At 42.8% G+C, this 11,895-nt stretch carries 11 protein-coding genes; all 11 read left to right on the top strand.

The features are described from left to right. Nucleotides 1-10 precede the first annotated feature (10 nt). Nucleotides 11-1,102, top strand: coding sequence for a flagellar basal body P-ring protein FlgI (locus KO533_RS06865; protein ID WP_028761203.1), 1,092 nt, complete (start codon nucleotides 11-13; stop codon nucleotides 1,100-1,102). Nucleotides 1,103-1,119: 17 nt separating this feature from the next. Beyond that, the gene (gene flgJ / locus KO533_RS06860; protein ID WP_219253409.1) at nucleotides 1,120-2,262 is read left to right on the top strand and encodes a flagellar assembly peptidoglycan hydrolase FlgJ; all 1,143 of its coding nucleotides are present in this window, start codon (nucleotides 1,120-1,122) and stop codon (nucleotides 2,260-2,262) included. A gap of 40 nt (nucleotides 2,263-2,302) precedes the next feature. Continuing rightward, nucleotides 2,303-4,228, top strand: coding sequence for a flagellar hook-associated protein FlgK (flgK, locus tag KO533_RS06855; protein WP_131523078.1), 1,926 nt, complete (start codon nucleotides 2,303-2,305; stop codon nucleotides 4,226-4,228). An 11-nt stretch (nucleotides 4,229-4,239) separates the two neighbouring features. Continuing rightward, nucleotides 4,240-5,451, top strand: coding sequence for a flagellar hook-associated protein FlgL (flgL, locus tag KO533_RS06850; protein ID WP_212600937.1), 1,212 nt, complete (start codon nucleotides 4,240-4,242; stop codon nucleotides 5,449-5,451). Between the two features lie 94 nt (nucleotides 5,452-5,545). After that, nucleotides 5,546-6,367 (top strand): flagellin, encoded by an 822-nt coding sequence (locus tag KO533_RS06845; protein WP_028761199.1) that lies wholly within the window; start codon nucleotides 5,546-5,548, stop codon nucleotides 6,365-6,367. 253 nt (nucleotides 6,368-6,620) lie between these two features. Next, complete coding sequence (locus KO533_RS06840) at nucleotides 6,621-7,439, top strand: flagellin (protein WP_028761198.1); 819 nt, start codon at nucleotides 6,621-6,623, stop codon at nucleotides 7,437-7,439. A gap of 141 nt (nucleotides 7,440-7,580) precedes the next feature. Further along, entirely contained in the window at nucleotides 7,581-7,958 is a 378-nt protein-coding gene (locus KO533_RS06835) for a flagellar protein FlaG (protein ID WP_028761197.1), read from the top strand. A 33-nt stretch (nucleotides 7,959-7,991) separates the two neighbouring features. Continuing rightward, nucleotides 7,992-9,362 (top strand): flagellar filament capping protein FliD, encoded by a 1,371-nt coding sequence (fliD, locus tag KO533_RS06830; RefSeq protein WP_219253408.1) that lies wholly within the window; start codon nucleotides 7,992-7,994, stop codon nucleotides 9,360-9,362. 30 nt (nucleotides 9,363-9,392) lie between these two features. After that, nucleotides 9,393-9,713 carry a flagella biosynthesis chaperone for FliD, FliT gene (locus KO533_RS06825; RefSeq protein ID WP_219253407.1) on the top strand — a complete coding sequence of 107 codons (321 nt, stop codon included), beginning with the start codon at nucleotides 9,393-9,395 and terminating at the stop codon, nucleotides 9,711-9,713. A gap of 6 nt (nucleotides 9,714-9,719) precedes the next feature. After that, entirely contained in the window at nucleotides 9,720-10,130 is a 411-nt protein-coding gene (fliS, locus tag KO533_RS06820) for a flagellar export chaperone FliS (RefSeq protein WP_028761195.1), read from the top strand. A gap of 287 nt (nucleotides 10,131-10,417) precedes the next feature. After that, nucleotides 10,418-11,851 (top strand): sigma-54 dependent transcriptional regulator, encoded by a 1,434-nt coding sequence (locus tag KO533_RS06815; protein ID WP_105251936.1) that lies wholly within the window; start codon nucleotides 10,418-10,420, stop codon nucleotides 11,849-11,851. The last annotated feature ends 44 nt before the right edge of the window (nucleotides 11,852-11,895 follow it).

The following is an 11,895-nucleotide window of genomic DNA, read 5'->3' as shown; positions in this document are numbered from 1 at the left end:
GAGTCGTATCATGAAATATAAACTGGTGTTAGCCGTTGCCATGCTAGTGTTTTCTCTACCTAGTCAGGCTGAACGAATTAAAGATATTGCCAATGTGCAAGGTGTGCGTAGTAACCAGTTGATTGGTTATGGCTTAGTGGTCGGTTTACCGGGAACGGGGGAAAAAACCAGTTATACCGAGCAGACCTTTATGACTATGCTCAAAAACTTTGGGATTAATCTTCCTGACAACGTCAAACCGAAAATTAAAAACGTTGCAGTGGTAGCCGTACACGCGGATATGCCTGCCTTTATCAAACCTGGTCAAGATCTTGACGTGACGGTATCTAGCTTAGGCGAAGCCAAAAGCTTACGCGGTGGCACCTTATTACAGACCTTTTTGAAAGGGGTAGACGGTAATGTGTATGCGATCGCCCAAGGTAGTTTAGTGGTGAGTGGTTTTAGTGCCGATGGTTTAGATGGTTCAAAGGTGATTCAAAATACGCCAACTGTAGGTCGTATACCCAATGGCGCAATTGTTGAGCGTAGTGTAGCAACCCCATTTTCAACTGGCGATTATTTGACGTTTAACCTACGTCGTTCGGATTTCTCTACTGCGCAGCGCATGGCTGATGCGATCAATGATCTATTAGGTCCAGATATGGCGCGTCCTTTAGATGCGACGTCTGTTCAGGTAACAGCTCCACGTGATGTATCACAACGGGTCTCCTTTTTAGCAACGCTTGAAAACCTTGATGTTGTTCCCGCAGAGGAATCTGCCAAAGTGATCGTTAATTCACGTACTGGAACCATAGTGGTTGGGCAAAACGTACGCTTACTCCCTGCGGCGATTACCCATGGCGGCATGACTGTCACGATTGCGGAGGCGACACAGGTTTCGCAGCCTAACGCGTTGGCAAATGGTCAAACAACCGTCACGAGTAATAGTACGATCACAGCGACAGAAAGTGACCGCCGTATGTTTATGTTTAATCCAGGCACTACGCTGGATGAGCTGGTTAGAGCGGTTAACTTAGTCGGTGCAGCCCCTTCAGATGTGTTAGCAATACTTGAAGCATTAAAAGTGGCAGGAGCTTTGCATGGTGAACTTATCATCATCTAATTTCTGTCGGGAAAATCATGGAAAAGCTTTCAAGTTCATCACATTTTCTTGACCTGGGCGGGCTAGATTCACTCCGCGCCCAGGCTCAGAAAGATGAGAAGGGCGCCTTGAAAAAGGTCGCCCAACAATTTGAAGGTATTTTCGTGCAAATGCTGATGAAAAGTATGCGCGATGCCAATGCGGTTTTTCAGTCTGATAGTCCACTCAATAGCCAATACACTCAGTTTTACGAGCAGATGCGCGATCAGCAGTTATCGGTCGATTTATCTGACAAAGGTGTATTGGGCCTTGCCGATATGATGGTGCAGCAACTCTCTCCCGAAACAAGTCATTTCACGCCTGCATCGGTATTGCGTGACGATGGTGGCATGAAAATGCTCCACGACGATAAAGCGCTTAATGTGCCTATGCAGAGTTCAGCCGCTCCTGTGGTTGAACCCACAGTTGTAAATCATGGTGTGCCGGCTGCTATCGCTCGGCCTGTATTTGAACCGGATAGAGCTGAAGATGCCAATTCATCAATGGACATTGATACGCCTAATCGTTCACTGGCTATCGATACGCCTAAGCCGAGCTGGAGTGAACAATCTCTTTCAGTGGTAGAACCTGTGATTAGCGGCCAAGTTTTGCCGACGGCAGCATTTAGGGAAACCCAAAAGATTGTCAGGTTTGGTAGTCGAGAAGAATTTTTAGCGACCTTATATCCACATGCTGAAAAAGCCGCAAAAACATTAGGTACCCAACCAGAAGTATTATTGGCGCAATCAGCACTGGAAACCGGCTGGGGACAAAAAATCGTCCGCGGCAATAACGGTGCGCCGAGTCATAACCTATTCAACATTAAAGCTGATCGTCGTTGGTTAGGCGATAAGGCTAACGTCAGTACCTTAGAATTTGAGCACGGTGTTGCTGTTCAGCAAAAAGCTGACTTCCGAGTTTACAGTGATTTCGAGCATAGCTTTAACGATTTTGTGTCCTTCATTGCCGAAGGTGAACGTTATCAAGATGCGAAAAAAGTGGCCGCTTCCCCTACCCAATTCATCCGAGCTTTGCAGGATGCGGGTTATGCCACTGATCCTCGATACGCTGAAAAAGTGATTAAAGTGATGCAGTCGATCAGTGAAGAACTGAAATCAATTCTGCCAGGAGAAGACAAATGATGAATCTTACAACCCTGTTTGTTCATAGGAGTGTCAACTAATGGCCGTTGATCTACTGAATATAGCGCGAACTGGGGTGCTTGCCTCCCAGTCGCAACTGGGTGTTACCAGTAATAACATAGCTAACGCCAATACCGCTGGTTACCACAGACAAGTGGCAACCCAGTCGACTCTTGAATCGCAGCGTTTTGGTAGTAGTTTTTATGGCACAGGAACTTACGTTAATGACGTTAAGCGTATCTACAATGACTATGCTGCAAGAGAGTTACGCATTGGCCAAACAACGTTAAGCGCCGCCGAAGCCAGCTACGGTAAATTGAGTGAGTTAGATCAGCTGTTTTCACAGGTAGGTAAAGTTGTGCCACAAAGCTTAAATGACCTGTTTTCGGGGCTGAATAGTGTGGCTGATTTACCTGCAGATTTGGGTATCCGGAGTTCGACCCTAACAAACGCACAGCAAGTTGCCAGCAGTCTTAATCAGATGCAGTCGTATTTGAATGGCCAGCTTAATCAGACCAATGACCAGATCACAGGTATGACTAAGCGTATCAATGAGATCAGTACAGAACTGGCAAATTTAAACCTAGAGTTAATGAAGTCGCCGAATCAGGATGCGCAGTTGCTTGATAAGCAAGATGCACTTGTTCAAGAGTTAAGCCAGTACGCTCAAGTGAATGTTATTCCATTAGAAAATGGTGCTAAGAGCGTAATGCTCGGTGGCTCAGTGATGTTGGTTTCTGGCGAAATTGCTATGACGATGGGAGTCCAAGCGGGTGATCCATTTCCGAATGAGCTCCAATTGACTTCAAGTATTGGTTCGCAAAGTGTCACTGTTGATCCGAGTAAACTTGGCGGTCAGTTAGGGGCCATTTTTGATTATCGTGATCAAACGTTAATTCCCGCGGGTCATGAGCTCGATCAATTAGCCTTGGGCGTGGCTGATAACTTCAATAAAATGCAAGCACAAGGTATTGACCTCAATGGGCAAGTTGGTGCCAATATCTTCAAAGATATCAACGATCCTATGATGTCTTTGGGCCGTGCAGCAGGTTTTTCTGGTAATACGGGTAATGCAACATTAGGCGTCACCATAGATGACACCAGTTTATTAACTGGTGGTGCCTACGAACTGTCATTTACCGCGCCTGCAACTTATGAGCTGAGAGATTCGAAAACGGGGGCAATTACGCCACTGACGTTAAATGGCTCGACTTTATCGGGTGGATCTGGATTTTCAATTGACATAAAAGCGGGCGCTATGGCGTCTGGCGATCGTTTTGCCATTCGCCCAACAGCGGGTGCTTCAAATGGCATTGAAGTGGTCATGAAAGACCCTAAAGGCATTGCCGCCGCATCCCCAAAGATTTCAGCAGATGCCGCTAACTCGGGCAATACCCAAGTGAAGTTGACTCAAATTAGCAATCGTAATGCCGCAAATTTCCCTGTAACGGGCAGTGAGTTGACGATAAAGCTCGATACCACAGTTGTGCCTCCAACCTATGAAGCATTCGACGCCGCTGGAACATCCCTTGGGGCTGCAGCCCCTTATACTCCTCCGAGTATCAGCGCTTTTGGTTTTACCTTTGAAGTTGACAGCAAAGCGGCTGCAGGCAATGACAGATTTACCTTCGATTTATCCTTCGCAGCGGGGGATAACTCTAATGCTGTCGCTATGGCTAAGTTGAGCGAAAGTAAGGTGATGAATGGGGGAAAGTCGACCCTAGCTGATGTGTTCGAGAACACTAAGCTCGAGGTAGGCAGTAAAACGAAAGCGGCTGAAGTGCGTGTTGGTTCGGCAGAGGCAGTGTATCAACAAGCTTATGCGCGAGTAGAGAGTGAGTCGGGCGTGAACTTAGATGAAGAAGCAGCAAATTTAATGCGTTTTCAGCAAGCCTATCAAGCCTCTGCGCGGATCATGACGACTGCACAGCAGATTTTTGACACCTTATTATCCTCAGTGCGTTAGGAGATTTAACTATGCGATTATCATCCGCGCAGATTTTTAATCAAAGCATTACCAGTGTGCTGCAAAAGCAAACGGCGACCAGCAAAATTCTTGACCAATTGAGCAGTGGTAAGAAAGTCAATACTGCTGGTGATGATCCTGTGGCGTCACAGGGTATTGATAATCTGAATCAGAAAAATGCACTCGTCGATCAGTTTATGAAAAATATTGACTATGCGACAAATCGTCTTGCTGTGGCAGAAAGTAAACTCGGTAGTGCTGAAGATTTAACTGGCTCTATGCGTGAGCAAGTTATGCGAGCGATAAACGGCACACTATCAGGAACTGAGCGGCAAATGATTGCCGAAGAGATGAAAGGCAGCTTAGAAGAATTGCTCTCAATTGCGAATAGTAAGGATGAATCTGGCAATTATATGTTCTCTGGTTTCAGTACCGATAAAGAACCTTTTGCTTTTGATAACTCGACGCCACCTAAAATAGTGTATAGCGGCGATTCTGGCGTCAAAAATAGTTTAGTACAAACGGGTGTTGCCATGGGGACAAACATCCCTGGCGATAGCGCGTTTATGAAAGCACCCAATGGACTTGGTGATTATAGCGTCAATTATTTGGCCAGCCAGCAGGGTGAGTTTAGCGTTAAAACAGCAAAAATTGCTGATGCTGCAACTTATGTGGCTGATACATATACATTTAACTTCACTGATAATGGTGCCGGTGGTACTAACTTGCAAGTGCTCGATTCTGCAAGTAATCCCGTCGCAAACGTAGCTAACTTCGATGCCACTAATCCCGTTAGTTTTAATGGTATAGAAGTTAAAATTGATGGAAAACCCAGCGCTGGCGATAGTTTCACTATGGAGCCGCAGGCCGAAGTCAGTATTTTCGATACGATCAGCAGTGCGATTGCATTAATTGAAGACCCTAATTCTGCCAACACTCCCCAAGGGCGAGCTCAGTTGGCACAGATATTGAATAACATCGATAGTGGCGTCAATCAAATTAGTTCTGCCAGAAGTGTGGCGGGGAATAATCTGAAAGTTGTCGAAAGTTACAAAGAGACTCATACCGAGGAGAAAGTGGTGAATTCATCAGCGCTATCACTCTTGGAAGATCTCGATTATGCATCAGCGATTACGGAATTTGAAAAGCAACAGCTTGCATTGAACGCAGTCTCTAGCGTGTTTAGTAAGGTGGGTTCTGTTTCCCTGTTCGACTTTATTTAACAGAAAGCAAGTACCTATCCATCTGTAAGATAAATTGTTAAAAATTTAGCCAAGCTCCAAGCCTTGGCGGTATAACTAGGAAGAGGAACTCAACATGGCTATTACAGTAAATACCAACGTGACTTCAATGAAGGCACAAAAGAATTTAAATACTTCCAGTAGCGGTTTAGCAACCTCAATGGAACGTTTATCCAGTGGTCTACGCATTAACAGTGCAAAAGACGATGCCGCTGGTCTAGCCATTTCTAACCGCTTGAACAGCCAAGTACGCGGTTTAGATGTGGGTATGCGTAACGCAAATGATGCGATTTCAATTGCTCAAATTGCCGAAGGTGCGATGCAAGAGCAAACCAATATGTTGCAGCGTATGCGTGATTTGACTGTTCAAGCAGAAAACGGTGCGAATAGCACTGATGACTTGACTGCATTGCAAAAAGAGATGGATCAATTAGCAGAAGAAATTACTGCTATAGGTGATAGTACGGCGTTTGGTAATACCAAATTAATGACTGGTGGCTTTTCTGCGGGTAAAACCTTCCAAGTAGGGCACCAAGAAGCTGAGGATGTCACTATTTCGGTAGGGACAACTAATGCTGCAAGTTTATCTGTTAATTCGCTATCCGTAGCGACTTCAGCTGGTCGTTCAACTGCACTTGCGAATATTGATGCTGCCATTAAAACAATTGACAATCAACGAGCCAATTTAGGTGCGAAGCAAAACCGTTTGGCCTATAACATTAGTAACAGTGCTAATACTCAAGCCAACGTTGCTGATGCTAAGAGTCGTATCGTGGATGTCGATTTTGCGAAGGAAACTTCAGTTATGACTAAGAATCAAGTGTTACAACAAACGGGTTCTGCAATGCTTGCACAGGCTAACCAGTTACCTCAAGTTGCATTATCTCTTCTTGGTTAATGTTATTTGCGTGATGTTATATGAAGCACTTTTGCCTACTTGTTCTAGAATTATCTAGAAAAGTAGGCAAAGTTTTATAGGAGTTGATATTTATGTTTATGATAATTAGAGTTATTTTTTAAAATTAAGATATTTTAAAAAATAACTCTAAAGTTAAAAAAGATGCTGCCGTTAAATATACTGTAACCACTAAGACCCGCCTGGCTTAAGTAGACAGGCAAGTTCACAAGCCAGGTATAAAGAGGAAACGATCATGGCCATTACAGTAAACACAAACGTCACTTCATTAAAAGCTCAAAAGAATTTAAATACTTCCGCAGGCGGTTTGGCCACATCTATGGAACGTTTATCCAGTGGTCTGCGTATTAACAGTGCGAAAGATGACGCTGCTGGTTTAGCGATATCTAACCGACTAAACAGCCAAGTGCGTGGCCTTGATGTTGGTATGCGCAATGCTAACGATGCCATTTCAATCGCCCAGATTTCTGAAGGTGCGATGCAAGAACAGACTAACATGCTTCAACGTATGCGTGATTTGACAGTACAAGCAGAGAACGGTTCTAACAGTACTGACGATTTGACAGCATTGCAAAGCGAAATTGATGAACTGGCATTAGAAATTACAGCAATCGGTGATACAACTGCATTTGGTAGCACAAAATTACTGAATGGTGATTTCTCCGCAGGTAAGACCTTCCAAGTCGGACACCAAGAAGGCGAAGACATTACGATTTCAGTAAAAGCAACGAATGCTGGTGCGTTATCTGTTAATAGTTTGTCGGTTGCAAGTTCAGCTGGCCGTTCAACTGCACTCGCTGCGATTGATGCTGCCATTAAAACGATTGATAGTCAGCGTGCTAACTTAGGTGCTAAACAAAACCGTCTAGCATACAACATTAGTAACAGTGCTAATACTCAAGCCAACGTTGCTGATGCGAAGAGTCGAATTGTGGATGTGGATTTCGCGAAAGAAACATCACAAATGACCAAGAACCAAGTGTTGCAACAAACGGGTTCTGCAATGTTGGCCCAAGCCAACCAGTTACCTCAAGTGGCCTTGTCACTGCTGTAGTTTTAAGCAGAATAGTGAGAAAGTGATAAGGGAGGTTCGGTAACGGATCTCCCTTTGCCACTTTAAAAGGTTAATGTAGTTTTATAGGGTAATTTTAATGTAACCATTTAAAGTTATTACTAAATTTGCTGAGGTATGGCTATGGATATCAATATAGCAAGTTCACCTTCTATGCTTCACAGTAAGGTTGATTTAGCTCAAACGCCGCTAAAAGCATCTGCTCCAGATGCTGAATTAAAGCGAAATACGGCTATTGAACAAGCTGTGGAACAAGATGTAACGAAAAATGAACAGAATCCAAGTAAGCTGGCTCAAGTTGCCACAGAGTTGTCTGATATGATGTCTATGATGCGTAAAGGTTTAGCATTTAAGGTTGATGAGAACTCTGGACAAGCTGTTGTGACTGTACTTGACCGAGATACTGGTGATGTGATTAGACAAATGCCGAGTGAAGAAGCATTAGCCTTGGCAGAAAAACTATCAGAAGTCACAGGGCTTTTGATGAAAACAGAAGCATAAATATTTGTAAGTACGTTTGATTGAGAGGTCTATATGGCATTAACAGCAACAGGCATGGGATCTGGCCTTAAAATTAGTGAAATTGTGCAAGTTTTAGTTGATGCCGAAAAAACACCGAAAGAAGCGATGTTTAATAAAACGGAAGACAGCATCAAAGCAAAAGTTTCTGCTATGGGAACCTTAAAAAGTGCGTTGTCTACGTTTCAAGATGCCTTAAAAAAACTTCAAACTGGCGATGCCCTCAATCTGCGTAAGGTTTCTGTTAGTAATCAAACTTATTTGTCAGCAACAACAGACAAAACCGCACAAGCGGGTAGCTATGGTATTAAAGTTGAGCAACTTGCGGTAAATCATAAAATTGCTGGAAAAAACGTCGCAGATCCTGCATTACCTGTAGGTGAAGGGAGCCTTGATTTTGGTATCAATGGTAAGAATTTCTCCATTGATGTTTCGGCTACCGATTCACTTGCTGCCATTGCTAAAAAAGTTAATGAATCCCCAGATAATGCGGGCGTAACTGCAACTGTTATTACCAGTGATGCAGGCAGTCGATTGGTTTTTAGTTCAGATAAGTCAGGTGAAGACAATCAAATTAGTATTACAGCTAATGACACGACTGGAACTGGACTAAATGATATGTTCGGTGCTGGTAATGTCTCCACGCTTCAAGATGCTAAAAATGCAGTTGTTTATATCGATAATCAGAAAGTTACCTCGCAAACTAATGAAGTTAAAAATGCTATTGCAGGGGTGACGTTAAACTTAACTGATGCTGATGTTTCTAAGACGACTACGTTAAAAATTGAACAAGATGATGATGCAGTAAAGACAAATGTGAAAGCTTTTGTCGATGCCTACAATAGTTTAGCGACTGCAGTTGATAAAATGTCGTCTTATGATAAAGAGAAAAAAACAGCAGCTGCATTACAGGGCGACTCTATGATCCGTTCTATAGAATCGCAACTCCGAAGTATATCGAGTGAACGAGTGCCAACTGATAGCGGCAGTTCGATAGCATTATATGATATTGGTATAAAAACAGATAGATATGGTAAGTTGTCTGTCGATGATACTAAACTTAATAAAGTCATCTCTGAAGATATGGCCAGTGTTGAGGCATTATTCTCGACACCAGATAAAGGGCTTGCTAATCGCTTTAATGATCTTGCTGATAGTTATGTCAAGTCTCGAGGATTAATTGCATCACGTCAAACCGGATATACTAATCAACAAAGCCAGCTTACTGATAGAAGAGAAGCTTTCACGCTTAAGATGGATCAACTAACAGCCCGTTTAACAAAGCAATTTAATGCAATGGATCTAGTCGTTGGAAAACTAAATCAGCAGAGCAGTGGTCTTGTTGATCGTTTGAATTCGCTTCCTGGAGCTGTTAAAAAACGATAGTGAAATTATAAATGAGTAAGGGGAGTATAAGTGAAACAACTCGATGAGCTTAATGTCCTTTTGAGTGAAAATTTAAATAAACTGACTCAGCTTCCTGCTGAAGAGCCTCAATCTGACGAGTTGGTGTCGAACTTGCAAGTACTGGTTGGAGAGCGTCAAATTTTACTCAATGTATTAGTGGCTGATGCTAATATTACAGATGTTGATTATCTTCAACATCAGCTTGAACTTACTCAAGAGTACACAAGTAAAGCAAGTGTTGTTATGGCAGATAGGCAAGCATTATTACATGCAGGTAATAAGAATAAGCGCCAGATTAGTGTTTATGAGACTATAGATTTAAACAGGTAGGTGTTTATGAGAGGATCACTGCAATCGTATCGTAAGGTGTCTTTAGAGAGTGAAATTACTGTTGCGTCACCACATCGTATTATTCAGCTTATGTTTGCGGGGGCACTGCAACGTTTAGCACAAAGTCGTCTTGCGATTGAACAAAATGACTTGTCTAATAAAGGTATGTACATTGGCAAAGCTATTGGGATTATTACTGGTTTAAACAATAGCCTAGATATGGATGCTGGTGGCCAGATAGCCAGAAATTTGAGTGATTTATATGACTTTATGTTGCGTAGAATTTCTGAAGCTAACGTAAATAATGATGTGAAAGCGATTGATGATGTATGTGATATTTTACGTACTATCAAAGAAGGTTGGGATGCAATTCCTGCAGATAAACATAATATTTCTGCGCATTCTGAAGCGGGTTAATATCTTATTTCGTTATTAAAAATAGACGCACTGGTTGCGTCTTTTTTTTGGCTTAAAGTCAAAGTATTGACGTTTTAGACTAGAATCATGATGTAAATGAACTAAAATCAATTCAGTTTGGCATAAACCTCATCTGAGGCTTGCTTCTCGTCTGCTGATAATACAATATTCATCACAAGTAGTGATGGTGGCACAGATTGTTACATTGAATTTGTTAAGCTTTTACAGCAACTAATCATAAATAATTAATGCGAATTAATACATATTAGAGCTTTACGGCCTACTGAATGATGCAAACAGATCAACGAATTTTACTTATCGGCCCTCCATCAGAGCGATTAAATCGCCTGTGTTGCATTTTGGATTTTTTAGGTGAGCAATTTGTACAAATTGACACCGAAAAATTAAGTGCTAGCCTCCAAGATACCCGTTTTCGAGCTTTAGTTATCCTAACTGATGTTATGGATGCTGATGGGCTTAAAAACATCGCAGGTCAACATCCATGGCAACCTATGCTGTTGCTTGGCAATGTTGACGATCTGCAAGTGTCTAATATTCTTGGACATATAGAAGAACCTTTAACGTATCCTCAGCTCACTGAATTATTACACTTTTGCCAAGTATTCGGTCAAGTTAAACGGCCTCAAGTCCCTACTAGTGCGAATCAAACAAAGTTATTCCGAAGCTTAGTGGGACGCAGTGATGGTATTGCGAATGTGAGGCACTTGATAAATCAGGTAGCAACATCTGAGGCAACCGTGCTTGTTCTGGGTCAATCGGGTACAGGTAAAGAAGTGGTCGCCCGTAATATCCATTATTTGTCTGAGCGCCGTGACGGTCCATTTATCCCTGTTAACTGTGGTGCTATACCGCCTGAGTTATTAGAGAGTGAGCTATTTGGTCACGAGAAAGGGTCATTTACTGGGGCAATCTGTTCTCGTAAAGGCCGTTTTGAATTAGCTGAAGGTGGTACACTATTTCTCGATGAAATAGGAGACATGCCACTACAAATGCAAGTTAAATTACTCCGTGTGCTGCAAGAGCGGGTATTTGAGCGCGTTGGTGGTACTAAGACTATTAATGCTGATGTACGCGTAGTTGCTGCGACACATAGAGATTTAGAAACCATGATCAGCGTTAATGAGTTCCGTGAGGATCTTTATTACCGCCTAAACGTATTCCCGATTGAAATGCCCGCGTTGTGTGATCGCAAGGACGATGTGCCTTTGCTATTACAAGAGTTAGTTAGCCGAGTCTATAACGAAGGCCGTGGTAAGGTGCGTTTTACGCAGCGTGCGATAGAGTCGCTGAAAGAACATGCTTGGTCGGGCAACGTGCGCGAGCTGTCTAATTTAGTCGAACGCCTCACCATTTTATATCCGGGTGGACTGGTCGATGTTAACGATTTACCTGTCAAATATCGCCATATCGATGTGCCCGAATATTGTGTAGAGATGAGTGAAGAGCAACAGGAACGTGATGCTTTAGCTTCTATCTTTAGCGATGAAGAGCCGGTTGAAATCCCTGAAACGCGTTTCCCTAGTGAGCTGCCGCCTGAAGGTGTGAACCTTAAGGATTTGTTAGCAGAACTAGAAATAGACATGATACGTCAGGCGCTAGAGCTACAAGATAATGTTGTAGCTCGCGCTGCTGAAATGCTTGGAATACGCCGTACAACGCTTGTAGAAAAAATGCGTAAGTACGGAATGACAAAAGATTAGTTTTCTATTTTATTGTTATATAAGTTGTTTTAACCTCTAAAGCT

The organism is Shewanella sp. NKUCC05_KAH (assembly GCF_019345585.1).
Taxonomy (GTDB): Bacteria; Pseudomonadota; Gammaproteobacteria; order Enterobacterales; family Shewanellaceae; genus Shewanella; species Shewanella oncorhynchi.
The sequence above is the reverse complement of the archived record's forward strand: the minus strand, read 5'-3'. Positions and strand labels throughout refer to the sequence as shown.